General features: G+C 66.6%; 18 protein-coding genes and 1 pseudogene. 11 read left to right on the forward strand and 8 right to left on the reverse strand.

The genetic code is table 11. From position 1 onward, the window contains the following. The first annotated feature begins 158 nt into the window (after positions 1–158). The 4 genes from LK542_RS12730 (at position 159) to LK542_RS12745 (ending at position 4214) form a co-directional block, all read left to right on the forward strand. Positions 159–1559, forward strand: coding sequence for an L-cystine transporter (locus LK542_RS12730; protein ID WP_227812180.1), 1401 nt, complete (start codon positions 159–161; stop codon positions 1557–1559). Positions 1560–1748: 189 nt separating this feature from the next. Next, positions 1749–2510, forward strand: coding sequence for a histidine phosphatase family protein (locus LK542_RS12735; RefSeq protein WP_227800669.1), 762 nt, complete (start codon positions 1749–1751; stop codon positions 2508–2510). Positions 2511–2518: 8 nt separating this feature from the next. After that, complete coding sequence (locus tag LK542_RS12740; protein WP_227812181.1) at positions 2519–3514, forward strand: NAD(P)H-hydrate dehydratase; 996 nt, start codon at positions 2519–2521, stop codon at positions 3512–3514. A gap of 250 nt (positions 3515–3764) precedes the next feature. Beyond that, the gene (locus tag LK542_RS12745) at positions 3765–4214 is read left to right on the forward strand and encodes a hypothetical protein (protein WP_227800667.1); all 450 of its coding nucleotides are present in this window, start codon (positions 3765–3767) and stop codon (positions 4212–4214) included. A gap of 166 nt (positions 4215–4380) precedes the next feature. Here the strand turns inward: LK542_RS12745 and LK542_RS12750 are convergent, their stop codons facing one another. From LK542_RS12750 to LK542_RS12770, 5 genes and pseudogenes are all read right to left on the reverse strand, one after another. Beyond that, positions 4381–8598: an ATP-binding protein gene (locus LK542_RS12750; protein WP_227812182.1), complete on the reverse strand. Its 4218-nt coding sequence runs from the start codon at positions 8596–8598 to the stop codon at positions 4381–4383. 153 nt (positions 8599–8751) lie between these two features. Continuing rightward, positions 8752–8976 (reverse strand): annotated as a pseudogene (locus LK542_RS12755) (IS1595 family transposase); the annotation flags it as partial. Between the two features lie 242 nt (positions 8977–9218). Beyond that, the gene (locus LK542_RS12760; RefSeq protein WP_227800665.1) at positions 9219–12425 is read right to left on the reverse strand and encodes an efflux RND transporter permease subunit; all 3207 of its coding nucleotides are present in this window, start codon (positions 12423–12425) and stop codon (positions 9219–9221) included. A gap of 28 nt (positions 12426–12453) precedes the next feature. Continuing rightward, the gene (locus LK542_RS12765) at positions 12454–13620 is read right to left on the reverse strand and encodes an efflux RND transporter periplasmic adaptor subunit (protein ID WP_227800664.1); all 1167 of its coding nucleotides are present in this window, start codon (positions 13618–13620) and stop codon (positions 12454–12456) included. Between the two features lie 232 nt (positions 13621–13852). Next, positions 13853–14278 (reverse strand): divergent PAP2 family protein, encoded by a 426-nt coding sequence (locus LK542_RS12770; RefSeq protein WP_227812183.1) that lies wholly within the window; start codon positions 14276–14278, stop codon positions 13853–13855. 168 nt (positions 14279–14446) lie between these two features. Here LK542_RS12770 and LK542_RS12775 point away from each other — a divergent pair, with 168 nt between their 5' ends. Continuing rightward, on the forward strand, positions 14447–15496 hold the full coding sequence (locus LK542_RS12775) for a DUF475 domain-containing protein (RefSeq protein ID WP_227800662.1): 1050 nt from the start codon (positions 14447–14449) through the stop codon (positions 15494–15496). Positions 15497–15579: 83 nt separating this feature from the next. Next, positions 15580–15972: a hypothetical protein gene (locus tag LK542_RS12780; RefSeq protein ID WP_227800661.1), complete on the forward strand. Its 393-nt coding sequence runs from the start codon at positions 15580–15582 to the stop codon at positions 15970–15972. Positions 15973–16196: 224 nt separating this feature from the next. On the opposite strand, the gene LK542_RS12785 is transcribed toward LK542_RS12780, so the two are convergent. Together LK542_RS12785 and LK542_RS12790 are read right to left on the reverse strand one after the other, a co-directional pair. Continuing rightward, positions 16197–18515 carry a hypothetical protein gene (locus LK542_RS12785; protein ID WP_227812184.1) on the reverse strand — a complete coding sequence of 773 codons (2319 nt, stop codon included), beginning with the start codon at positions 18513–18515 and terminating at the stop codon, positions 16197–16199. Positions 18516–18629: 114 nt separating this feature from the next. After that, the gene (locus tag LK542_RS12790; RefSeq protein WP_227812185.1) at positions 18630–19637 is read right to left on the reverse strand and encodes a serine/threonine protein kinase; all 1008 of its coding nucleotides are present in this window, start codon (positions 19635–19637) and stop codon (positions 18630–18632) included. 166 nt (positions 19638–19803) lie between these two features. Here LK542_RS12790 and LK542_RS12795 point away from each other — a divergent pair, with 166 nt between their 5' ends. Both LK542_RS12795 and LK542_RS12800 read left to right on the forward strand, forming a co-directional pair. Then, positions 19804–20844, forward strand: coding sequence for an alpha/beta hydrolase (locus LK542_RS12795; RefSeq protein WP_227812186.1), 1041 nt, complete (start codon positions 19804–19806; stop codon positions 20842–20844). A gap of 97 nt (positions 20845–20941) precedes the next feature. Further along, entirely contained in the window at positions 20942–21634 is a 693-nt protein-coding gene (locus LK542_RS12800) for a UPF0149 family protein (protein WP_227800657.1), read from the forward strand. 21 nt (positions 21635–21655) lie between these two features. On the opposite strand, the gene LK542_RS12805 is transcribed toward LK542_RS12800, so the two are convergent. Continuing rightward, complete coding sequence (locus LK542_RS12805; protein WP_227800656.1) at positions 21656–22789, reverse strand: HPP family protein; 1134 nt, start codon at positions 22787–22789, stop codon at positions 21656–21658. A gap of 137 nt (positions 22790–22926) precedes the next feature. Between LK542_RS12805 and LK542_RS12810 the strand changes: the two genes are divergently transcribed. The 3 genes from LK542_RS12810 (at position 22927) to LK542_RS24890 (ending at position 24837) form a co-directional block, all read left to right on the forward strand. After that, on the forward strand, positions 22927–23874 hold the full coding sequence (locus tag LK542_RS12810; protein ID WP_227812187.1) for an MBL fold metallo-hydrolase: 948 nt from the start codon (positions 22927–22929) through the stop codon (positions 23872–23874). An 11-nt stretch (positions 23875–23885) separates the two neighbouring features. After that, complete coding sequence (locus LK542_RS12815) at positions 23886–24278, forward strand: VOC family protein (RefSeq protein WP_227800654.1); 393 nt, start codon at positions 23886–23888, stop codon at positions 24276–24278. Between the two features lie 220 nt (positions 24279–24498). Beyond that, on the forward strand, positions 24499–24837 hold the full coding sequence (locus tag LK542_RS24890; protein ID WP_227812260.1) for an excalibur calcium-binding domain-containing protein: 339 nt from the start codon (positions 24499–24501) through the stop codon (positions 24835–24837). The last annotated feature ends 14 nt before the right edge of the window (positions 24838–24851 follow it).

The following is a 24851-nucleotide window of genomic DNA, read 5'->3' on the forward strand; positions in this document are numbered from 1 at the left end:
ATGCCACATGTGCTTGCCACCCTGTCACCATTCATGATTGACCCGACAACGCCCTGCACCACGACGGTGCTGCAGCCCGCTCCGGCGGTGATGCCGGTTTGCCTATAAAATGCTGCGATTGATTTCTCCAGCGCATTAGCCGCCACGAAAAGGCCCCAATGAACTTTCCTGTCCTGATCAACCTGACCCTGGCACTGCTGGTCTGCGTGCTGCTGTACCGCCTGCAGGCCACCCACGTTTCCTTTACCAAGCGGGTGTTTACCGGCCTGGGTCTCGGCGTGGTGCTGGGCGCGATGCTGCAGACCGTGTACGGCGCCGATTCGCCCGTCATCGGCACCACCGGCGCCTGGCTCGACGTGGTCGGCAGCGGCTACGTGAAGCTGCTCCAGATGATCATCATTCCCTTGATCATGGTCTCGATCGTGCAGGCCATCCTCAAGCTGCGCAACGCCTCTTCGCTCGGCGCCATCAGCACGCTCACCATCGGCATCCTGATCACGACCACCATCGTGGCGGCCGCGATCGGCATCCTGATGGCCAAGCTGTTCGGCCTGAGCGCGGTCGGCCTGACCGCCTCCACCGCCGAAGTGGCGCGCGGTGAATACCTGCAGGGCAACCTGGCGGCGGCCAAGGAGATCTCGCTGCCCGGCATGCTGCTGTCCTTCATCCCGGCCAATCCCTTCCTCGACATGACCGGTGCGCGCAAGACCTCGACCATCGCGGTGGTCGTGTTCGCGATCTTCATCGGCGTCTCGGCCACCGGCATCGCCGGCAAGAAACCCGAGGTGTTCCAGTCCTTCAGCGGCTTCGTGCACGTGGCGCACGTGATCGTGATGCGCATGGTGACCCTGGTGCTGCGCCTGACGCCCTTCGGCGTGTTCGCCCTGATGACCAAGATGGTCGCGGGCTCGAGCCTGCAGGACATCCTCAGCCTGGCCAGTTTCGTGGCCGCCTCCTATTGCGCGCTGGCGCTGATGTTCGTGGTGCACCTGCTGCTGGTAACGGGCAGCGGCCTGAATCCGCTGCGCTACCTCGCCAAGATCTTCCCGGTGCTCGCCTTCGCCTTCACGTCGCGCACCAGCGCCGGCGCGATCCCGATGAGCGTGGCGACCCAGACCGGGCGCCTCGGCACGCCCGAAGGCATCGCCAACTTTGCCGCCTCCTTCGGCGCCACCATCGGCCAGAACGGCTGCGCCGGCATCTATCCGGCCATGCTGGCGGTGATGATCGCGCCCACCGTCGGCATCGATCCCTATACCACCACCTTCCTGCTGCCGCTGCTGGCGATCGTCGCCTTCGGTTCGATCGGCGTGGCCGGCGTGGGCGGCGGCGCCACCTTCGCGGCGCTGATCGTGCTGTCGGCGATGGACTTGCCGGTGGCGCTGGCGGGCCTCCTGATTTCGGTGGAACCCCTGATCGACATGGGCCGCACGGCGCTCAACGTCAGCGGCTCGGTCATGGCCGGCACGCTGACCAGCCGCATGCTCGGGCAGACCGACATGCGGGTGTTCGACAGCGACGCCGAGATCAGCCTGGACGGCGAAGAGCAAATCGTCTGACGAGACGATTTGCGACGTCTGACGGGACGACTTGCGTGGTTTGAAGGGGCGTTTTTTGCCCTGTAAACAGCCTTTGTAAGAGGGCTCCGACGCTACGGCGAGCCTGCGCGGAAGCCCCGCAATCGTGCGCTTTGCGCCCGTAGAATCCGTCTATGATGACGTCATGTCAATATCAGAGACGGGCAGGTAATGGAACAGAAGTGGCCACAGGAAGTCTGGCTGGTCAGGCATGGTCAGAGCGCCGGCAATGTCGCGCGCGACCTCGCCGAAGCCGCCGCCGGACATCGCATCGATATCGCCGATCGCGATGTCGATGTGCCCCTGTCCGAGCTCGGCGAACGCCAGTCGCAGGCACTCGGCTCCTGGTTCGCCGCCCTGCCGCCGGAACAGCAGCCGAGCGTGGTGCTGGTCTCGCCCTACGTCCGCGCGCTTCAAACCGCCGACATCCTGATGCAGCGCCTCGACCGTTCGCGCCTGGTGGTCGAATCCGACGAGCGCCTGCGCGAAAAGGAATTCGGCATCCTCGACCGCCTCACCACCTACGGCATCGCGCACCACCATCCCGAGCTGTACGAGCAGCGCCAGCACGTCGGCAAGTTCTATTTCCGCCCGCCCGGCGGCGAGAGCTGGTGCGACGTCATCCTGCGTCTGCGCAGCGTGATCGACACCCTGAACCGCGAGTACTGCCGCGAGCGCGTGCTGATCGTCGCGCACCAGGTCACGGTCAATTGCTTCCGCTACCTGTTCGAACGCCTGGACGAGAAGACCATCCTCGATTTCGACCGCGCCGGCGACGTGCCGAACTGCTCGGTCACCTCTTACGAATTCGACCCCGCGCTGGGCAAGGGCGGCCAGCTGGCCCTGCGCCTCGTGAACTTCGTTGCGCCGCTCGAAGCGAGCGGCACGCCCGTCACCGCCAGCAAGGACCTGCCTGCAGCACCGAAGGCCTAAGCCATCCCATGGAAACGCTCACCCGTGCCCCTGCCGTGCATGACGTCGACACAGCCCTGCTGCAGGGCTGGCCGCTACCGATGCCGGCCGTCGAAGGCGACAAGGAGATCCGCGGCCACGTGCTGGTGGTGGGGGGCTCGAGCGAGATGCCGGGCGCCATCATCCTGGCCGCCACCGCCTGCCTGCGCGCGGGCGCCGGGAAGCTCACCATCGCCACCGGACGCAGTGTGGCGCAACTGGTGGCGCTGGCCATGCCCGAAGCGCGCGTCATCGGCCTGGAAGAACACGCGAGCGCCGGCTTCAGCCTCGATGCCGTGGCCTGCCTCGACCCGCTGGCCGACCGTGTCGATGCGGTGCTGGTCGGTCCTGGCATGCGCGACGAGCCGGCCACCGCCGCGCTGGTGCATGCGCTGCTGCCGCGCTTCGAGTCGGCCGGCACGCGCGTGGTGCTGGACGCTTGCGCCATGGGCGCCCTGCTGCATCCGCCCGCGCACTGGCCCGCGGGCATGCCCTGGCGTTTCGAGCGTTCCGTCATCCTCACCCCGCATGCGGGCGAGATGGCGCACCTGACCGGGATCGCAAAGGAAGAGATCGTCGGCGCGCCCGACCCGCGCGCGCTGCAGGCTGCGCGCGACTGGAATGCAGTCGTCGCATTAAAAGGTGCGCGCACTGTCATCGCATCGCCGGATGGAACGTTGTACCAGCATGAAGGCGGCAATGTCGGCCTGGCCATCTCCGGATCCGGAGACGTGCTGGCCGGGATCATCACCGGGCTGGCGGCGCGTGGCGCCCCGCTCGACCAGGCCGTCTGCTGGGGTGTGGCGCTGCATGCGCGTGCCGGCGAACGCCTGGCGGAACGCATGGGCACACTTGGATATTTGGCGCGGGAAATTTCGCATGAAATTCCCGCCCTGTTGGAACAGGTCGCCGGCAAGCAAACCGGCGACACCGAAACCACCCGGCAGATGCCGGTGGGCCGGGGGATGGGAGTCCATGACACCTAGTCTCTGGCAACTCCGCAGCACAAGGCGGAAACAAGTACGACAGTGTGTGGTCCAATTGGCTGGCAGCCTGGCTGCCTGGCTGTTCCAGTCGGATTCGTGCACTGACCGGGGCCGCGTATTGCGTCGGTTCCCTGATGGTTCCACTGCTGGGTTTCCGAACCCTCAGAGGACCTAACCTGGCGCTGTCGGACCTCCAAGGCCTCACCTGGAGACCGCGGCACAAGATAGACGTGAAACGAGGAGTTAAACAATGAAAGCACTGACTCAAGCACCAAAAATCCTGCTGACTGCTGCCGTGTTGGCCTCCCTGCTGGGCGCCTGCCGCAAGAACGAGCCGGCAGCTGACGCCACCACCACCACGCCGGACACCTCGGCGACCGCACCGGCCAGCACCTCGGGCGCCACCGGCACCACGGGTGACACCGGCACCGGCGCAACCGGCACCGGCACCACCGGCACCACCGGTGACATGGGCACCGGCGCCACCGGCACCGGCACCACCGGCGCAACCGGCACCACCGGCGATACCACCGGCACCGGCGCAACCGGCACTGGCGCAACCGGCACCACCGGTACTGGCGCAACTGGCACCACCGGCACCGGCGCGACCGGCACCACCGGCGGCACCGGCACCTCGGGTACCTCGGGCACGACCGGCACCACCGGCACCGGCACCACCGGCGGCACCACCGGCCAATAATCGGCCATCCGCCTGGCAACGAACGGAGCCCGCGGCGCGGGCTCCGGGACTTCCGGCCTTGCCGGAAGCGTGGCTTCGTGCCGTTTTACAGCGGCGATCGCCAGCCTCCCGAGGCTGGCTTAGTCGTGTCCGGGTTGTTTCCCTTCTGCGCCAAGCCGCCTTCCCATCAGCCTTCTCGTCCAGACTGCAGCGCAGCCGCGTCTAGCAGACGGTTGACCGCATCAAATTCCGCAGGCTTCGTCAGGTGGTGATCGAAACCCGCATCCCGTGCGCGTGCGCGGTCATCCGCGGTGCCCCAGCCGGTCAAGGCCACCAGCATCGCCCCCTCCAGGCCCGCAATCTTGCGCAATGCGGCGGCAGTCTCGTAGCCGTTCATGTCGGGCAGGCCGATGTCGAGGAACACCACCTGCGGCGCCAGCTCGCGCGCCGCGCGCAGGGCGCCGGCGCCATCGTGCGCCAGGGTCACGCGGTGCCCGCCGATCTCGAGCAGGGCCGCGAGCATCTCGGCTGCATCGACGTTATCGTCCACCACCAGTACGCGCAAGGGCCCCACCGGCCCGGCCGGCGACTCGGCCGGTGCGGGCGCCGGGACGATCACTTCGCTTCCAGCCTGCGGCAACGGCAGGCGGACCGTGAAACGGCTTCCCCTGCCTTCGCCGTCGCTGTGGGCCACGACGCTTCCGCCATGCAGCTGCACCAGGCGCTTGACCAGGTTCAGGCCGACGCCCAGCCCACCCTCGCCCATCGCTTCGCTCGACTGCCCCTGCGCGTACATGTCGAACACATGCAACAACGCATCCGGGCCAATGCCGATGCCGCTATCGGAAACGGCGATGACTGCCTCGGCGCCTTCGGTCCACGACTCGACCTTGATGGCGCCGCCGGCGGGGGTGTACTTGGCGGCGTTGTTGACGAGATTGCTGATCACCTGGGCCACGCGATGGCGGTCCGCCTGCAACAGCACCGGTGTCTCCGGCGTGTGCAGCGCCAGGCGATGGCCGCGCGCGCTTACCAGTGGCATCGCCATCTCGACGCCATCCTGCACGACGTCACCCAGCTCCACTGTCTCAAGACGCAAGATCAGCTTGCCTTCCGACAAGCGCGCCATGTCGAGCAGGTCATCGACCAGGTGCACCATATGGTCCACCTGGCGCTGCATCATGCCCGGCACATCGCGCGCCCGGGCTAGCGTCGACCCGGCGGCATCCAATTGCATCAGGTCGATCCCGGCCCGGATCGGCGCAAGCGGGTTGCGCAGCTCGTGTGCCAGCGTCGACAGGAAGTCGCTTTGCTGGCGATTCTTCGCCGCCAGCTCGTCCGCCAGATGGCGCAGTTCCTGCTCCGCCTGCTTGTGGCCGCTGACGTCGAAGGTCACGCCGTCGAAGCGCAGCGGGCGTCCGTCGTCGTCGAGGTCGCACCAGCCGACGGCGTGCAGCCAGCGCATCCCGCCCGCCTCGATGCTGCCGCTGCGGAATTCGATGTCGAGCGTGCTTCCCTGCTCCAGCGCCCGGCGCAGGCGTGACTCGAAATGATGTCGATCGGCCTCATGCACGGCGGCGAGCAGCGCTTCCACACCGGTTTGGCGCTGGCGGCCAAGTCCGAGCTGGGCGGCCATTTCCGGATTCATCCTGAATTGCTCGAAGGGCGCATCGGCATACCACACGCCGATGTTGCCGGCTTGCGCCACGCGTTCGAAACGCTTCTGGAGCACCCGGCGCTCATGGATATCGATGACGGTGCCCACATACCCATCCGGGCGCCCCGCGTCGTCGCTCCGCGGCAAACCGGTGTCGATCACCCAGCGATAGGCGCCGTCATGGCGCCGCAGGCGAAAGTCGATCGCGAATGGCTCCCGTGCCGCGGCCGCCTCGAGGTAGGCCTCGACCGTGCGCTGCTGGTCGTCGGGATGCACGTTCTCGAGCCATCCGCGACCGAGATCCTGCTCCACCCGGCGGCCGGTGAAGTCGTACCAGCGCTTGCTGAGGTAAGTGCAATGCTCGTTTGCATCGGTCGTCCAGAGCATCGCAGGCGAGGCGTCGACCAGTGCGCGGAAATAGGCGTCGCGCCGCGCCGACTCGTAGTGCAGTCGACGTCGCTCACGCGCCTGGGCAACGTGGCCGCGCACACGCGCAAGCAGTTCGCCCGCCGCAAAAGGCTTGACCATGTAGTCGTCTGCCCCGGCCTGCAGGCCTTCGACCTTGGCTTCCTCGCCTGCCCGCGCGGACAGCAGCATCACCGGCACGTCGCGCAGGCGCTCGTCCGCGCGAATCCGGGCGATCAGACCAAAGCCGTCCAGCCCTGGCATCATGACGTCGCTCAGCAGCAGGTCGGGGGGATCGCGCTGGACCATGGCAAACGCCGCCTCGCCGTCGGCGCACAGGGTCACGTCGGCGTACGGCGCAAGCAGCGATTTCAGATAGGCGCGCATGTCGTTGTTATCGTCGGCCACCAGGATGCGGGGGCGTGCCTCGCCGCTCGCCTGCCCTGCTGGCGCGACGGGCGCCACCTGCGCAGGGGCCTGAAGATCCTCGGCATCGGGCAGCCAGCGCAATGCTTCTTCGACGAAAGCGGCGCCCATGCGCGCGTCGCCCGGCAGCAGCGGGGCGGCAAGCACGCGCTCGGGAGGCAGGTGCGCATGCCCGAAGGGAATGTCGATGTCAAACCTGGTGCCCTCGCCCTCCACACTATGCACTGCGATGGTGCCGCCATGCAGCCATACCAGCTCCTGCATCAGTGCCAGGCCGATACCCGTACCTTCATAGGTGCGGCCGGCAGCGCCTTCGATGCGGTGGAAGCGTTCGAACACCCGCCCCAGTTCCTGCTCGGGGATGCCGGTCCCGGTATCGCTGACCGACAGCCGCGCCTTGTCTTCGTGGCGCTGCAGGCGCACTGTGACGCTGCCGTCGAGCGTGAACTTGAAGGCATTCGACAACAGGTTGAATACGATCTTTTCCCACATGTCGCGGTCGACCCAGACCGGCTCGCCCAGGTCCTGCGCCTCGACCGTATAGGCAAGGCCGCCGCGCGCCATGGCCGACTCGAACACGGCGGCCAGGTCCAGGGTCAGGCGCGCCAGGTCGGCGGGCGCATAGCTGGCCTGCACCCGCCCGGCCTCGATGCGCGAAAAGTCGAGCAGCGAGTTGACCAGCTTCAGCAGGCGCAAGGCATTACGCTGGGTCAGCTCGATGCGCTGGCGCTGGGCCGGCGGCAGCGGTTCGGCGGCATCGAGCAGCGCGTCGTCGAGAGGACCCAGGATCAGGGTCAGCGGCGTGCGGAATTCATGCGATACATTGGAGAAGAAAGCCGTCTTGGCGCGGTCGATCTTCGCCAGTTCCTCGGCGCGGCGCTGTTCCAGTTCATAGGCCACGACATTGCCCACCGCGGTGCTGACGACCGCCGTCAGCTGATCATAGAAATGCAGATAATCGGCATCGAGAGCACGCCGGGGGCTGACGCCACCCACCAGGTAGCCGTAGGGTTCCTGCTGCCCGGGCAGCAGTACCGGCAGCACCAGCGCCGTATCCGCCGCCTCCTCGTAGGTGCCGCAGCGCGACCCGGCGAAGCGTGCAGCCAGGCCTTCGGCCCGCTGGGCAGTGCGCTCCACGGCGGCGCGCGTGAAAGGCCAGGTCGGGTCATCCAGCACCAGCGCCGCGGGCGCCAGGGGGCAGTCACCTTCGATCCCGGCACGGCCGCGCAAGAGCAACTGGCCTGCCTCCACGTCGTGCTTGTAGAACAGGACAAAGGGCAGGTCGTCGGCCAGCGCCGCATGGCCGGCCGCAAGCTGGTGGCCGATGTCGCTTGCCGTGCGTGCGCTGGCGAGTGCGTCGCTCAGTTCGCGCAGCCCGCGCGTGCGACGCGCCCCCAGTACCTGCGCGGTCGTCTCGGTGATCGGGTGAAATACCCCGCCGACCGCACCGGACTCGTCACGGATGGGCGAGAACGAAAAAGTCATGAAGGCTTCTTCGAGGTAGCCGTGGCGGTCGAGGAACATGCGCTGGTCGCGGATGTAGGCGCCCTCGCCCTTGTGTGCGCGGTCGAATGCCTCACCGACCACTGGTAGCGCGCTGGCCCAGATTTCCTTGAATGGCGCCCCCATCGACCTCGGGTGCAGGTCGCCGCAGATCGGACGGTAGGCGTCGTTGTAGATCTGGATGTCCTGCTCACCCCAGCACACCAGGATCGGGAAGGTTGAGGACAGGCACAGGCTGACCGTCGTGCGCAGGCTTTGCGGCCACTGTTCCGGCGGTCCAAGGGGCGTACCCGACCAGTCCATCGAGCGGATCAAGGTTCCCATCTCGCCACCGCCCGCCAGCCAGTTGAGATCCGGCTGGAGTTCGCGTTCGTCGGGCGCCGTGGTCTTGTCGAGCATGGAAATGGCTTTCATGAAGGTAAGCCGATTCGGCAATTCGACAATTTTAAAGCACGAGATGACGCATGTCTTATCAAGCGCACAACTATATCTCGTCCTTGCCCGGTCGGGACGAAAAAAAACGCGCTGTCAGCGCTGGCTGTGGAAAATGCCGATTGCTGCTCGCAGCAGCTGCCTGGCCGTGACGGCAGCACGTCCGGTCACGCAGGAGCAGGTCTGACCACTGCGGTCACGGGCCACCAGGATGCAGTCGTGCTCGTGGCTGATTCCTCGGCTGTGTGCGCTGCCACCGCGCTTGCGGGCAGGCCGGTCCAGGCAGCGCGAACCATTTTGCGATTCGCGGATGAACATCTCGTCCGCCTCGGCAATGCCCGCCAGGCGATCGGGCTGGTCTGGCACACCTGATCCAGGCCAAGCGCCGGGCGCAGGAATTCGATCAGCAGCGATCGTTGCTGGCGGCTGAGCAAGCCTGCCTGCTGCAGCAAACGACGAAAGCCCGCGGCATTCATGGTCCCTCCTGTCATCGATCCAGGTTGGACATCCATTCAGCTCAGCAGTTCAGTTTCTACACGTAGCGGTGACAGCGCCAAAAAAAAGCCAGCCCGAAGGCTGGCTCTTGCGGACGAAAACCCCGCTTACACAGGCTGCGGCGTACCGCGGCCGCGGCCGGTCACCAGGCGGCCGATGCGCACGATGCCGCGGAACACGAAGCGCACGAAGGTCAGCGTCAGGATCGCCTCGACGAAGGTCATGAGGAAGGCCAGCGCCGGGTTGAAGCGGCCGGCGCGGCGGTTGAACTTCGCATACATGCGGTCGCGGGCGATCTCGATGCTGTCGTAGAAGGTCGGTACCACCAGCAGGGTCAGGAAGGTCGAGGTGATGGTGCCGCCGATGATCGCGATGGCCAGCGGCTGGTAGAACTGGCCGGCGTCGCCGAGGGCCAGCGCCACCGGCAGCATGCCGGCGATCAGCGCGAAGGTCGTCATCAGGATCGGACGCAGGCGCTTGCGGCCGGCCTGCATCAGGGCTTCCTCACGGTCCATGCCCTCCTTTTCCAGCGCACGGGCGGCGTCCAGCAGCAGGATCGCGTTCTTCGCCACCAGGCCCATCAGCATGATGACGCCGATCAGGCTCATCAGGTTGAGGGTGTTCTTGGTCAGCAGCAGCGCCAGCACCACGCCGATCAGGGACAGCGGCAGCGACAGCATCACGCCCATCGGTGCGGTGAAGGAACCGAACTGCATCACCAGGATCAGGTACATCAGGCCGATACCCGAGATCAGGGCGATGCCCATGGCGCTGAACACTTCCTGCTGGTCCTGGCCGGCGCCGCCCAGCTGCAGGCCATAGCCCGGCGGGAAGTCGAAGCTCTTCGCCAGTTTCATGGCGTCGGCGGTGACCTCACCCGGCGAACGGCCCTGGGCATTGGCGGACACGGTGATCATGCGCTCGCCGTTCTTGTGGCGGATGGCCGCCGGGCCCTTGCCCATGGTGATGCTGGCGATCTGCTCCAGCGGCACCATCATGCCGGTACCCGACACCGCGATCGGCAGGCGCTCGATGCTGTCGGTATTGACGCGGTCGTCAGGGTGCAGGCGCACGGCGACGTCGCGGGTCTCGCTGCTTGGGTCGACCCAGTCGCCCACTTCGATGCCGGCGAAGGCCACGCGCAGGGACTGGGCGGCGTCGTTGATCGAGATGCCCATGGCGTTGGCCAAGCCGCGGTCGAGCACGATCTGCAACTCGTTCTTCGGATCCTGCTCCGACAGGGTGACGTCGACCGCGCCCGGGACCTGGCGCAGCTTTTCCATATAGGCCGTGGTCAGGTCCATCAGCTTGCGCGAATCCGGACCGGTGAACTGGATCTGGACCGGCTTGCCGCCGCCGTTCAGGTCGTCGATCACGGTGTACTCGGCGCCGACCAGGCGGCCGACCTTCTCGCGCAGCTCGACCGCGATGTCGGCGCCGCTGCGCTTGCGGGTGCTGCGCTTGCCGATGTCGACATAGATACGGCCGCCGCCGGTGTTTGCATTGCTGTTGGTGTCCTTCACTTCCGGGATCGAACGGGCCAGCTCGGCCGCCGCTTCGACCTTGCGGCGTGCGTACTCGACGCTCGACGAGGCCGGCACGCGGATCTCGACCATCAGGGTACCCTGGTCGGATTTCGGCAGGAAGCTCGAGCCGCCGAAGGTGGCGTGCAGGGCGATCGCGCCGACGAAGCTGGCGACGGCGATGGCGGCCATCCACTTGCGGTGGTGCAGCGCCCAGGCGATCACGTTGCCGTAGCGGTCGGCCTGGTGGTCGAACCAGTGGTTGAACTTGTCCAGCGCCGCGCCAATGCCCTTCTTCTTGGCATGGTGGTGGCCCGGCGGGTCGCCCCAGTAGGCCGACAGCATCGGGTCGAGGGTGAAGGAGATGAACAGCGACACGATCACCGAGCAGGTCACGGTCAGCGCGAACGGACCGAACCATTGTCCGGCCATGCCGGGCATGAAGGCGACCGGGATGAACACGGCCATGATCGAGAAGGTGGTCGCGGCCACGGCCATGCCGATCTCGGCGGTGCCTTCCAGGGCGGCGGTGCGGCGGTCGGAACCGAGTTCCATGTGACGCACGATGTTTTCCCGCACCACGATCGCATCGTCGATCAGCACGCCGATCGCCAGCGACAGGCCGAGCAGGGTCATGAAGTTCAGCGTGAAGCCGCACAGCCAGACCGCGATGAAGGCGGCCAGCACCGAGGTCGGCAGCGACAGTGCGGTGATCAGGGTCGAACGCCAGGAGTTCAGGAAGGCGTACACCACGAAGATGGTCAGGATCGCGCCCAGCACCAGGGCTTCGATCACGTTGTTCAGGCTCATCTGGGCGTCGTCGCCGCCGTCGCGCACGACTTCGAGCTTGGTGCCCTCCGACAGTTCCTTCTGGGTCTCTTCGACCACCTTGTGGACCTTCTTGGCCAGCGACACGGTCGACGCGTCACGCGAACGTGCAATCTGGATGCCCACGTTCGGCTTGCCGCTGCGCATGGACAGGCTGTTGATGTCGGCGTAGCCGTCCTTGATCTCGGCGACCTGGTTCAGGCGCACGATCTGGTCGCCATTACGCTTGACCACGACCTGCGAGAAATCTTCCGGACGCTCGATACGGCCGACCAGGCGGATGCCCTTCTCGTCCAGCTCGCTGCGCAGCTTGCCCACTGGCGCGTTCGTGTTCTGGGTGCGCAGAGCATTGGTCACGTCCGACACCGACACGCCGAACTCGCGCAGCTTCTCGGCGCGCAGCAGCACCGACAGTTCGCGGCGCAGGGCGCCGTTCACGGTGACGGTGGAGACGCCGTCGATGGCGCGGAATTTATCGGCCAGCACGTCTTCGGCATAGCGCGAGATTTCCGCGTGGCTCTGCGAGCTCGAGGACAGGGCCAGCGACATGACCGGTTCCGAGGCCGGGTCGATGCGGCGCATGATCGGCTCGCGCATCTCGACCGGCAGCTTGTAACGCACCGAGGCGATCGCGTTACGCACGTCGTCCGAGGCTTCGATCAGGTTGCGGCCGAAATCGAACTCCATCCAGATCGAGGAACCGCCCTCGTAGGAATTCGAATTGACTTCGGTGACGCCCTGGATCGCCAGCATCTGCTTTTCGATGCGGTTGGTGATCTCGCGCTCTGAGGTCTCGGGCGAGGCGCCCGGATACGGGATGTCGACCACGATGATCGGCACCTCGACGTCCGGGTTCTGGTTCACCTTCAGCTTGGACAGGGCCAGCAGGCCCATGGCCATCATCGCCACGATCAGCACGACCGTGGCGACGGGTTTCTTGACACTGAAATTAGAGAGGAACATTTGTTATTTTCCTTATGGGCGTATGCCCTTATTTGCCCTGCACCGGCGCTGCGCTGGCGACGCGCGCGGTCGCCATGTCGACCTTCTGGCCGTCCTTCAGGTTCGAGGTCGGGGCGCGCAGCACGATGTCGCCGGCAGCCAGGCCCTGCTTGATCTCGTAGTTGCCGGTGCGCGGATCGCGCTCGCCGACCACCAGGTTGACCTGGGACAGGGTCTTGTCCTTGATGCGCCAGGTGTAGGCCTTGTCGCCCGAGCGCACCACGGCCGCTTCCGGCAGCATCAGGGCGTCGGTCGACTGGGCGTCGACGCGGCCCTCGGCGTACAGGCCGGCCACCTTCGGCTGGTTCTTGTCGGCGAACTCGATCACCACTTCGACCTGGCGGGTGACGGCGTTGGCGGCCGGGTCGATGCGCTTGACGATGCCGGCGAACTGCTGCTCGCCGTAGCCGTTGACGCGGAAATTAACCTTCTGGCCGGTGCGCACGGCGGCGATCGAGTCGGCCGAGACGCGGCCCTGGAAGCGCATGCTGTTCGGGTCGATGACTTTCACCAGCTCCTTGCCGATGGTGGCGGTGTCGCCGGCCGAGACCTTGCGCTCGGAGACGATGCCGTCGAACGGGGCGCGCACGACGGTGCGCGACAGCTGCTGCTGCGCGGTGGCGGCGCGCGAGCGGGCGGCCGAGAGTTCGCTCTGGGCGCTGTTGCGGCGCACTTCGGCTTCGTCCAGGCCGACCGCCGAGGTCATGCCCGAGGCGCGCAGGGTCTTCATGCGATCGAGCTGGCGGTTGGCCTGGTCGAGGGCCTGGCTGGCGGCGCGCACCGCTTCGCCGGCAGAGGCCACGGTGTCGCGGATCGCGGTTTCATCCAGGCGCACCAGCACGTCGCCGCGCTTGACCGGCTCGCCATTCTCTTTCAGGACCTGCAGGACCACGGCCGAGACCTCGGCACGCAGGTCGGCCTTGCGCTCCGGCTGGATCGAGCCGGTCACGACCGGACCGCTGCTCAGGGTGTCGCTCTGGACGGTGAGCACGTCTTCCGGCGCTACCTGCAGCTGCGAAGGACGCTTGTCCTTGGGGGCGCCCTTGGCGCCGGCCTGGGCGGTCTCCTGGCCCGGCTTGGCGGGTTCCTTGGACTCCTTGCTGCAGGCGACGAGCGCCGAGGCGATGGCAAGGACGAGTAGTGATTTGCGCAGCATGTGGTTCTCCAGAGAATGGACTTGGTTGTTCTTGTAAAAATACGAATATAGACAGCCAGCGCGCAGTATCGATTAGTGCCCTACCAACTTCAAGTGACGACTCTGCGTACTGCCGAAATCGAGGGATGAAATGCGGTATTTCGCGACGAGCTGCATTCCTGACGGACTGAAATGTGCCCGATTTCGGACACCTGCGGACAGGCGGACGTCCGCAATTCCGCCTATCCGGCCTTTAGAGACCCGTCCCGAAAATCGCGTGGATCAGGAAGCCCATGCCGATGCCGGTCAGGATGCCGCCGCCGATCTCCACCAGGGTATGGCCCATGCGCTCGCGCAGGACGATGTGGCCGACGGTGTCGACGGCCAACCGGTTGATCGCAGCCGCCTGGCGGCCGACGTGCTGGCGCAGGCTGTTGGCGTCGATCATGACGATGAAGGCGAGCGTGACGGCGACCCCGAAGGCCGGGTGGCCGATCCCCTCGCGCAATGCGATCAGGGTAGCCATGCTGGTGACCACCGAGCTGTGGTTGCTGGGGAAGCCGCCGTTGCCGACCAGGTTGAAGGCCAGGCGGCGCTGGCGCACGCTGGTGATCAAGAACTTGATCGGGCCGACCACCATCCAGGTCAGCACGGGTGTTACAAGATATGCAAGATCCATGTCCAAAATCCAGGTAAAGTGTTGCAAAATGATGCCGGACAGAATTATCTCAGATGCAAGGCATCGTCGATACAGAAACAAGGGTGAATCGGAGACATCCGTAGCGCCGCCACACCACCTGGGACGCTAATATTCCTTTAACTAGACTAGACAGGCAAGGGAGAGTTTATGCGGCATTTTCGGTTGTCGATCGGCGTCACGGTCATCCTGATGGGCCTCGCGGGCTGGTGGGGCTATGAGCACCGCGGGATGGCGGGACTGTTGCAGGCCCTCTGGATCACGGCCGTGCTCGGCGTGCTGGAAGTGTCGCTTTCTTTCGACAACGCGGTGGTCAACGCCTCCGTCCTGCGCGGCTGGAACGAATTCTGGCGCAAGCTCTTCCTCACGGTCGGCATCCTGGTCGCCGTGTTCGGCATGCGCCTGCTGTTCCCGCTGGTGATCGTGTCGGCCGCCACCGGCCTTGGCCTGATCGAGGTCTGGCACATGGCAATCGACAATCCGACAGAATATTCGCGCCACCTGACCGAGAAGCATGCCGAGGTGGCCGCTTTTGGCGGGGCCTTCCTGATGCTGGTCTTCCTGAACTTCCTGTTCGACGAGGAAAAGGAATTGCACTGGCTGGGCTGGATCGAGGAAAAGGTGGGCAAATACGGCACCGAGGGGCTGGCCATCATGCTGACCCTGCTGGCCGTGTGCGGCGCCATGTACCTGATGCCGCCCGCGCGCAAGCTGCCGGTCCTGATCGCCGGCGTCACGGGTGTGCTCATCTATATTGGCGTGCAATGGCTGAGCGGCCTGCTGGAAAAAGAGGAAGAAGACCCGACCGTCGGCAAGATGATCGCCCAGGGCAGTATCGGCGGCTTTCTCTACCTGGAAGTGCTGGACGCCTCGTTCAGTTTCGACGGCGTGATCGGCGCCTTTGCCATTACCAACGACGTCGTGATCATCATGCTGGGCCTGGCGATCGGCGCCATGTTCGTGCGCTCGATGACGGTGTTCCTGGTCTACAAGGGCACGCTGGAAGAATTTGTCTACCTCGAACACGGCGCCCACTACGCGATCGGCATCCTGGCCCTGATCATGTTCCTGAGCGTCCATTACCACGTGCCGGAATGGTTCACCGGGCTGTCGGGCCTCGCCTTCATCCTGGTGTCGCTGTGGTCGTCGGTGCGCTACCGGCGCCGTGTGGAGGCCCGGGAAGCCGGCCTGGGTGACTGAGTCATTTTGCTATTTTGTCCAGCCGTGGCAGAATGGGCGCGGCTGCGACGCTGCCATCCTGACAACTACACCACCAGATCACCATGCCGAAACGCGCTACCGCCCTTCTCCTGTCCGCCCTTGCCGCGATCATCGTGCTGTTCGCGCTGTACACCTGGTTCACGCTGAGCTGGTCGTACTCGGAAGGCGAACGCGCGGGCTACTTGCAGAAGTTTTCCAAAAAGGGCTGGCTGTGCAAGACCTGGGAAGGCGAGATCCTGCTGTCGAGCATGCCGGGCGCAATCCCGGAGCGCTTCGCCTTCACCGTGCGCGACGACGCGGTGGTCAAGCAGCTGCAGACGGCGATGGGACAGCGCGTGCAGATCACCTACGAGCAGCACGTTGGGGTGCCGACCACCTGCTTCGGGGAGACGGAGTATTTTGCGACCAAGGCCACGGCGGGGCCGGTGAATCCGGTGGGGGCGAATCCGCAGTGAGACGTTTGACGTATTAATGTGGTACTAATGATATGCGCGGCATATCAGGCGAACTTGGAGGGAATCATGCCAGTGGCATGATTCCCGCCTGCGCCGGGATGACGTGATAAAGGTACTGGTGAAATCACGCAGCGCCTCTACTCTGCGCTAACTGCAAAACCGTCGCTCCGGCGACGGCCGGAGCCCAATTTGACCTTCGTCCGCGCACCGTTAGCGCGTGAGGATCATTCCTCACTCTTCCTCTGATTCAAAATCACATCCGCCAACCTGGTCGCCGCCTGCGACGCCGATGCCGGATGCGACTGCTTGAACCTGCCCAGTACCTCGCGCGTGATGTTCACCGACGCCACCCGGTGCTCGGCCTCCGCCTTGCGCTCGCCGATCGCGCGCTCGGTCGTCCCGAGCTCATGCGACTGCTCGTCGTGGCGCTGCGCTTCCAGCTCTGCCAGTTCCCGGCGCGCCTGCGCCATGCGCTGGGTTGCCTCGGCCGCCTTGCGCTGCATCTCGGCGTGACGCTGGGCGTGCTCGAGCAGGGCCCGCTGGGCTTCGCGTTTCTCGACCGCCGCCTGCAGCGCCGCTGCTTCCAGCGCTTCGCGTTCGCGCGCCAATCTAGCCTGCTCTTCCTCGGCGGCGGCGCGCGCCTGGGCGGCCTGGGCCGCCGCCTGTTCCGACGCCAAGCGCGCGGCTGCGGCTTCGTTGGCGCGTGCGTCCGATGCCGCCTGCTGGCGCTGCGCAGCCAGCTTGCGCTCGACCAGGGCCAGCGACTCGCGCGCCGCCTCGGTGGCGGCCCGCTCTTCCGCGATCGCCGCGTCCATCAAGGCCGCCTGGCGGCGCTCGGCCTCGGCGCGGTCGGCCTGCACCTGGGCCAGCTCGGCGGCGCGGCGCGCCTGGGCCTGCTGGGCCGCGGCGGCCGCTTCGGCATGTTCCGCTTCCTCGATGGCGGCGCGCGCCTGGGCGCGCTGGGCCTCGAGCGCGGCCTGCTGCGCGGCCTCCATGCGGCGCTCGGCCTCGAGCTGCTCGCGCAGCTGGGCAGCGGCCGCTCCCGCCGCCGCTTCGCGTGCATGGGCGGCCTGGGTCAGTTCCTGCTCGGCCTGCAGGCGTTCCTGTTCCTGCGCCACGGCCGCTTCCTCGGCCGCTGCGCGCTCGCGCTCGGCCTGGACCACGCGCTCGGCCTGCTCGGCGCGCTGGCGGGCTGCCGCCAGGGCTTGCTGCTGGACCTCGGCCTGCTGGCGGCTCGAGGCCATCGCCGCTTCCGCCAGCACGTTCTCCTCGGCCTTGGCGGCGGCGGCCTGCGACGCTAGGGCCGCGCGCTCTTCCGCCAGCGCGCGTTCGCGCTGTTCTTGCTCGGCCTGGCGCAGTGCCGCCTCGGTTGCGGCTGCATCGGCGGCGGCACGCTCGCGCGCATGTTCGGCGGCCACGGCCTCGGCTTCCAGACGCGCCTGGACCTGCGTGCTCGCCTCTTCCTCGGCGCGGGCGCGTTCCTCGGCCACGTCGCGCAGCTTGCGGTCGGCGTCGATGCGCGCTTCGGTCGCGGCCAGGATGCGGGTCTCGGCTTCGCGCCGCGCTTCCGCGGCGGCGGCTGCCATCTGTTCCAGGCGCTCGCGGTGGGTGGCGGCGTCGCGCAATTCCTTTTCGGTCTGCAGGCGCATGCGCAGCGACTGGGCGGCAACGCGCTCGGACTCTGCCTGGGCCAGGGCGATCGCTTCGCGTTCCTGCTCGATGTGGGCCAGTGCGCGCGCCTCTTCCAGCGCCCGCGCTTCGGCCGCGGCGCGCGCAAAGGCGGACGCCAGCGCCACCTGGTCGGCGCGTTCGCGCTGCTGGGTCAGCTCCAGCGCCTCGGCCTCGGCCTCGGCCAGCTTCTCGGCGGTCTGGCGGGCGGCGCGCTCGGCCCGCTCGCGCTCGCGCGCCAGGATCGCCACCCGCGCATCGGCGCTGGCGTTGTGCAGCACTTCTTCCTTGGCCGCTTCCACCGCCGCCATCCGTTCGGCCGCCTGCAGGCGCGCCTGCTCGGTCTGCGCCAGCAGCTCCTCCGCCGCGCGCGCGGCCTGGGCCGCCATCTCGGCCTGCGCTTCCACCTGGGCGGCGGCGCGGCGGCGCGCTTCCTCTTCATGGCGGGCGCGCGACTCGGCCGCCATGCGGGTTTCGGTCTCATGCTGGACGCGGGCACGCAGCTCGGCGGTCTCCTGGCGGATCACTTCCAGGCGTTCGTTCGATGCCTGGGCAGCGGCGCGCAGCGACTCCAGCCGGTCGCGGTTGGCGGCGATCGCCTCTTCCGAGGCCTGGGCACTGGCCAGGGCCGCCGCGGTCGCGGCGGCGTCCATGGCGGCGCGCTCCTCGGCCAGCGAACGGGCGCGCGCCTCGGCATGGGCGCGGCTCTCGGCCGCTACATTGGCCTTGGCTTCCGCCTCGACCCGGGCGATGGCTTCCTGGATCTCGCGCATCTCCATGGGCGCGCGCCCTGGCGGCTCGGGCACGGCGCTCCCGGCGTGGGAGAGGTCGATCGCGAAATCAGTGTCGTCGTGCTCGGGCTTGATGGGTTCCATGGGCATTCTCAGTGGCGGACGCAGTGCGCGTCCTGCCGATTATCCGGCAAATCGATGCTTGGCGTCACGCCGAACTGAACGGCGAATCGAAGGCAATTCTACCGTTCAACATGGTCACACGGGCCACAGCGGCGGTTCGTCCATCAGCGCCACCTGCTCGCGCAGTTCGAGGATGCGGTCCTGCCAGTAGCGCTGGGTGTTAAACCAGGGGAAGGCCGCCGGGAAGGCCGGGTCGTCCCAGCGCATCGCCAGCCAGCTTGAGTAGTGAATCAGGCGCAGGGTGCGCAGGGCTTCGACCAGGTAGAGCTGGCGCGGGTGGAAGTCGCAGAAATCCTCGTAGCCGGCCAGCACGTCCGCCATCTGCCCCACCATCTCCTGGCGCTCGCCCGAGAGCAGCATCCACAGGTCCTGCACGGCCGGGCCCATGCGGCTGTCGTCGAAGTCGACGAAGTGCGGGCCATCCGGGGTCCACAGCACGTTGCCGCCATGGCAGTCGCCGTGCAGGCGCAGCAGCGGCAGCTCGCCGGCGCGCTCGTAGCAGCGCGCCACGCCGTCCAAGGCCTGCTCGACCACGCTGGCCCAGGTGGTGGCCAGCTCGGGCGGCAGAAAATCGTGCGTGCGCAGGTAGTCGAAGGGCTCGCGCCCGAAGGTCTGCGGGTTGAGTTCGGGCCGCGCCTGATAGGGACGCGTGCTGCCGACGGCATGGATGCGGCCGATGAAGCGGCCGATCCACTCCAGGGTGGCGGAATCGCCCAGTTCCGGCGCCCGCCCGCCGCGGCGCGGGAACACCGCGAAGCGGTAGCCGGCGAAATCGTGCAGGCTGCGGCCGTCGATCACGCTCGCCGGCACTGCGGGGATTTCCCGCTCCGCCAGTTCGGCGACAAACGCGTGCTCCTCGAGGATCGCGGCATCGCTCCAGCGTGCGGGGCGGTAGAACTTGACGACCACCGGCGCGCCCTCTTCCAGGCCGACCTGGTAGACGCGGTTTTCATAGCTGTTCAGGGCCAGCAGGCGGCCGTCGCCATACAGGCCGACGCTCTCGACAGCTTCCAGCACCGTTTGCGGGTCGAGCCGCGCGAACGGGTGGCCCTGGCTGTTTGCTTCCAAAGACGGATTCTCCATCCGCCCATTGTAAAGGGGCGCCGCGTTCCCGCCTAACGCCTGCCGAATTTGACGGATTTGGTGAGCTTGCGTACAGATCGGCTCGCATGGCGCAGGCAATTATCAGATTTGGCACGTACCTGAGCGCAACCTGCGCGGCATACGGGCTTTCACAGAGGAAAAGAATATGAAGAAAGCAATTCCGCTGGCACTGACGGCCATGGCCGCAGCCCTCGTCTGGAACGTGGCGAAGGCCCAGTCGCCCAAGCCGCCCCAGGCGGACCCGGACATGCAGAAGGTGCTCGACGCGCATGCGTCGCTGGACCCGAAGCCGATCGAAAAGCTCACCCCTGCCGAGGCGCGCAAGCAGCCCACGCCCGCGGATGCGGTCAAGAAGGTCCTGAGCCAGATGGGCAAGAGCACCGCGCCGGAACCGGGCGTGACAATGAAGACGATGACGGTCGCGGTCAAGGGCGGCAGCATCCCGGTCCATGTCTTCACGCCGGAAGGGACAGGCCCGTTCCCGGTGATGGTGTACTTCCACGGCGGCGGCTTCGTGATCGCCGACACCAAGGTGTACGAAGCCTCGCCGCGCGCCCTGGCCAAGATGGCCAAGGCCATCATGGTGTCGGTCGATTACCGCCAGGCGCCCGAGCACAAATTCCCCACCGCGCCGGAAGACGCCTACGCCGCCTACCTGTGGACGATCGACCATGCGCGCGACTTCAACGGCGACCCGACCCGCATCGCGGTCGGCGGCGAGTCGGCCGGCGGCAACCTGGCGACCGTGGTGTCGATGATGGCGCGCGACCGCAAGGTCCAGCTGCCGCTGCACCAGCTGCTGGTCTATCCGGTGGTGAACGACGACATGAGCAACGCATCGTACAAGCGCAACGCCAACGCCAAGCCGCTCAACAAGGCAATGATGGCCTGGTTCTTCAAACACTATGGCGGCGACCCGAAGAATCCGTACGCGCTGCCGATGAAGGCTGCCTCGCTCAAGGGCCTGCCCCCGGCGACCATCGTCGCAGCGGAGATCGATCCGCTGCTCACCGAGGGCAAGCAGTATGCGGACAAGCTCAAGCAGGATGGCGTGCCGGTCGCGTACCGTGAATGGAGCGGCGTGACGCACGAGTTCTTCGGCATGGGAGCGGTGGTGGCCAAGGCCAAGGAAGCGGAACAGTATGCGGCGGATGCGCTGACGAAGGCGTTTGCGGCGAAGAAGTAAGACGGCAGTCCCGGGGCCGGTGCAATCGCAGGTTTTCTATGCTGTCCGGCCCCGCAGGCGTTACACTGGCGCCTTCAACACGCACCAAGAGCAACCCATGCATCTCGACGAGCCCCTCACCGAAAAAGAATTCGACGAACTTGACCAGTTCCTGCTGTCCGACCGCTCCCCCGAGGACGCGATGACGATGGACACCCTGCACGGCTTCCTGACCGCGATCGCGATCGGTCCGGAGACCATCATGCCTGCCGAGTGGCTGCCGCGGGTCTGGGGCGAGGATGGCAAACAGGCGCCAAAGTGGAAGAACAGCAAGGAAGAACAGCGCATCGTCAACCTGATCATGCGCTTCATGAACGAAGTCCTGATCACTTTCGAGGCCGCGCCGAAGGAATTCGAGCCGCTGTTCTGCGAGCACGAAGTCGGCAAGGACACCCTGATCGACGCCGAAGCCTGGTGCTGGGGTTTCTGGGAAGGCATGGAGCTGCGTCCGGGCGCCTGGGACCCAATCTGGGATTCCGAAGTGGCCGAGCTGATGCGCCCGATCTACCTGCTGGGCGCCGACGAGATCGAGGAAGAAGAACTGAAGGAAGTCGAAGACCCGCACAAGGCGCACCAACTGGCCCTCGACATCGAAGCGAATATTCCGGCGATCTACCGCTACTGGCTGCCGCTGCGCAAAGGCGCGGTCGAGACCGTCAAGCGCGAAGAGCCGAAGGTCGGCCGCAACGACGACTGCCCCTGCGGCAGCGGCAAGAAGTACAAGAAGTGCTGCGGCGCCGACGCCGCTTGAGCATCGACCGGAAGCGGCTGCTCAAGCAGCCGATTCCTGCAATCCCAGATCCAGCCCCACCAGCAGGTCGCCCGGCTGCACCATCCCGGTCAGCCTGCCCTCTTCGTCCACCACCAGCACCTCGCGCGCACCCTCGTGGAAGCGCGCCAGCAAAGCCGTCACCGGCGCCGCTGCCTTCACCGCCATGAAGTCCGGCTCGACCAGCTGGCCGACCGTTGGCACCGTATCGTGTCCGAACAGCAGCGCCGTCGCGCGGCGCGCCCGCGCCGGCAAGGGACGGCTGGCGCTGCCGCCGGCTGCCACCAGGCCCGACATGCTCAGCACCCCGACCGGGCGCCCGGCCTCGTCCACCACCGGCAGGGCCGGCACGCCGTGCTGCACCAGTAGCGCACGCGCGGCTGCGAGCGGCATCTCCGGGCGCAGCGTCGCCGGAACAGGCTTCGCCAGTTCGCCGCAATGGTGCAGGCGCGCACGCCGCTCGGCGGCGCGCTGCTCGGTCTCGGCAAAGATCGTGGCCAGGTCGTCGCGGCTGACGTCGAGCGTCTCGCCGTAGCTGTCCAGCGCGGCATCCAGGTCTTCGCGCGCGAAGCCGGCCTTCTGCTCGGGAGGCTGGACGGCCGGCTGCACGTGCGGGTACGCGTGGCCGGACAGCTTGTTCCAGGCCACCGCGCCCAGCACCATCAACACCGAATTGAGTCCCACCGGCGCCAGCACGAACCAGTACCCGACGTCGTGCACGGCCGCCCCGCCCAGCACGGCCGTCACCGCCACCGCACCACCGGGAGGATGCAGGCAGCGCAGCGAGGCCATCGCGGCGATTGCCAGGCCGCCGGCCAGCGGCGCCCCCAGCAAGGGATCGAGCCCCTGGCTGCAGGCCACGCCGACCAGCGCCGACACCACGTTGCCGCCGATGACGGGCCAGGGCTGGGCCAGCGGCGCCGCCGGCAGGCAGAACAGGAGCACGGCCGAGGCAGCCATCGGGGCGATCAGGTAGGGCAGCGCGTGCAGCGCGGTCGGGCCGAGCACGGCGCGGCTGGACAGCCCGGTGAGTAACAGCGTCAGCAAGGCGCCTGCGGCGGCCGGGACCTGGCGGGTGAACGAAGTCGGTCCGGCCGGGCGCAGGCGCCGCAAGCGTTCAAACAGAAACAAGAACATGGAAACGAGATGCAACAATGGAACCTGCCATTACACCACAGCTTTGGAGAGTGCGCCTCCCGCCAGGCTGCCAGTCAGCATTCCACTCGGCAATCATGTAGGATATGCAAGCATTGAACCAACAACAAGGACCTGCGATGAACACTATCCAACAACGTACCCTGTCCGCCCTCGTCGCCGCCGTGTGCTTCGCCGGCGCCGCCCACGCCAGCGCGCCGATGGCGAAGACCCCGGCCCCGGGCTACAGCCGCATCATGCTCGGCCAGTTCGAGATCACCCCGCTGTCCGACGGCACCGTGGACCTGCCGGTGCAGGACCTGCTGGCCCAGGACGTCAAGAAATCGACGAAGACGCTGACGGAGGCCCACCTGAAACTGCCGGTCGAGACCTCCGACAACGCCTACCTGGTCAACACCGGTAGCAAGCTGATCCTGATCGACAGCGGCGCCGGCAGCTTCTTCGGCCCGACCCTGGGCAAGCTGGTGGCCAACATGAAGGCCGCCGGCTACCAGCCGGAGCAGGTCGACGAAATCTACATCACCCACTTCCACGGCGACCACGTGGGCGGTTTGGTCAACAATTCGGCCGCCGTGTTCCCGAAAGCCGTGGTGCGCGCCAACAAGCTCGAGTCGGACTACTGGCTGAGCAAGGCGAATATGGACAAGTCCAAGGACAAGGACAGCTTCAAGGGCGCCCAGGCCGCACTCGGCCCCTACGTCAAGGCCGGCCGCTTCAAGGCCTTCGAAGGCGACGTCGAACTGGTGCCGGGCATCCGCGCGCAGGCTGCGATCGCCCACACGCCGGGCCACACCACCTACCTGGTGGAAAGCGGCGGCCAGAAGCTTCACGTGATCGGCGACCTGATCCACGTCGCCGCGGTGCAGATGGAAAACCCGGACGTCACGATCCAGTTCGACAACGACCAGAAGGCAGCCCCTGCCGCGCGCAAGAAAGTGTTCGACGCCGCGGCCAAGGGCGGCTACATGATCGGCGGCGCCCACCTGCAGTTCCCGGGCATGGGTTACCTGCGTACCGAGGGCAAGGGTTACCGCTACATCCCGGTCAACTACACCCAGATGCGCTGAAAGGACGACCCATGCTAAATCACGTGATGGTCGGCTCGAACGACATCGAACGCGCGAAGCGCTTCTACGACGCCGTGCTGGGTGTGCTGGGCGCCGGCGAAGGCTTCCGTAACGAGGCGTCGACCGGCCACAAGCGCGTGTTCTACCGCCACGACGGCAGCAGCTTCGGTATCAGCGAGCCGATCAACGGCGAACAGGCGACGCCCGCCAACGGCGGCACCATCGGCTTCAAGTGCAGCTCGCCCGAGCAGGTCAAGGAGTTCCACGATGTCGCCGTCGCCAACGGCGGCACCTCGATCGAGGCGCCGCCGGGCCTGCGCGAAAGCAGCCTCGGACCGATGCACCTGGCCTATGTGCGCGACCCGGACGGCAACAAGCTGTGCGCGACGTATCGGGTGAAATAAGCGCTTCACATCATCGCCTGCCCCGCTCCGCCGGGGCAGGAAGCTGCCTGCAAAAATCGCGCCCGTCAATGCGTGGCGCATTCAATCCGCCGATGTCGTAATCGCGCATCAGTTCCCTTTGCATATTGCACGAGCTCACTTTTTTAGCTAGCCTCGACACTTGCAATAACAACAAACAACGGGGATGTCCATGAAAGCATGTGCGGTGCGCGCCATGGCAATGGCGGCCTTATCTGTACTTTCTCTTCAGGCTGGTGCGCATGGAGGCGGCCTGAACGCGGACGGATGCCACGTCAACCGCAAGACCGGGGATTACCACTGTCATCGTAGTCCCGCAAAGGCGCCGGCAGCCTCGGATGCGTATGCTGCGGCGCAGAACCTGGCCCCTGCGCATTCCAGTGCTTCGGGAACTACGCGCAACCAGGGTGCTTTCGCAAACTGCGCCGCAGCCCGCGCCGCCGGTGCTGCGCCAGTCAGGATCGGCGAGCCCGGCTACGGCCCACACCTGGATCGGGACGGTGACGGTATCGGCTGCGAACCCTATCGCGGCCGGCGCTGAGCCGCTCTCAACAA

The organism is Massilia sp. IC2-477, assembly GCF_020707265.1.
GTDB lineage: Bacteria > Pseudomonadota > Gammaproteobacteria > Burkholderiales > Burkholderiaceae_D > Telluria.

Excerpts from the sequence above, each read along its gene's own strand:
- LK542_RS12730 (WP_227812180.1), top strand. The coding sequence starts at position 159 with ATGAACTTTCCTGTCCTGATCAACCTGACCCTGGCACTGCTGGTCTGC.
- LK542_RS12735 (WP_227800669.1), top strand. The coding sequence starts at position 1,749 with ATGGAACAGAAGTGGCCACAGGAAGTCTGGCTGGTCAGGCATGGTCAG.
- LK542_RS12740 (WP_227812181.1), top strand. The coding sequence starts at position 2,519 with ATGGAAACGCTCACCCGTGCCCCTGCCGTGCATGACGTCGACACAGCC.
- LK542_RS12745 (WP_227800667.1), top strand. The coding sequence starts at position 3,765 with ATGAAAGCACTGACTCAAGCACCAAAAATCCTGCTGACTGCTGCCGTG.
- LK542_RS12750 (WP_227812182.1), bottom strand. The coding sequence starts at position 8,598 with ATGAAAGCCATTTCCATGCTCGACAAGACCACGGCGCCCGACGAACGC.
- LK542_RS12760 (WP_227800665.1), bottom strand. The coding sequence starts at position 12,425 with ATGTTCCTCTCTAATTTCAGTGTCAAGAAACCCGTCGCCACGGTCGTG.
- LK542_RS12765 (WP_227800664.1), bottom strand. The coding sequence starts at position 13,620 with ATGCTGCGCAAATCACTACTCGTCCTTGCCATCGCCTCGGCGCTCGTC.
- LK542_RS12770 (WP_227812183.1), bottom strand. The coding sequence starts at position 14,278 with ATGGATCTTGCATATCTTGTAACACCCGTGCTGACCTGGATGGTGGTC.
- LK542_RS12775 (WP_227800662.1), top strand. The coding sequence starts at position 14,447 with ATGCGGCATTTTCGGTTGTCGATCGGCGTCACGGTCATCCTGATGGGC.
- LK542_RS12780 (WP_227800661.1), top strand. The coding sequence starts at position 15,580 with ATGCCGAAACGCGCTACCGCCCTTCTCCTGTCCGCCCTTGCCGCGATC.
- LK542_RS12785 (WP_227812184.1), bottom strand. The coding sequence starts at position 18,515 with ATGGAACCCATCAAGCCCGAGCACGACGACACTGATTTCGCGATCGAC.
- LK542_RS12790 (WP_227812185.1), bottom strand. The coding sequence starts at position 19,637 with ATGGAGAATCCGTCTTTGGAAGCAAACAGCCAGGGCCACCCGTTCGCG.
- LK542_RS12795 (WP_227812186.1), top strand. The coding sequence starts at position 19,804 with ATGAAGAAAGCAATTCCGCTGGCACTGACGGCCATGGCCGCAGCCCTC.
- LK542_RS12800 (WP_227800657.1), top strand. The coding sequence starts at position 20,942 with ATGCATCTCGACGAGCCCCTCACCGAAAAAGAATTCGACGAACTTGAC.
- LK542_RS12805 (WP_227800656.1), bottom strand. The coding sequence starts at position 22,789 with ATGTTCTTGTTTCTGTTTGAACGCTTGCGGCGCCTGCGCCCGGCCGGA.
- LK542_RS12810 (WP_227812187.1), top strand. The coding sequence starts at position 22,927 with ATGAACACTATCCAACAACGTACCCTGTCCGCCCTCGTCGCCGCCGTG.
- LK542_RS12815 (WP_227800654.1), top strand. The coding sequence starts at position 23,886 with ATGCTAAATCACGTGATGGTCGGCTCGAACGACATCGAACGCGCGAAG.
- LK542_RS24890 (WP_227812260.1), top strand. The coding sequence starts at position 24,499 with ATGGCGGCCTTATCTGTACTTTCTCTTCAGGCTGGTGCGCATGGAGGC.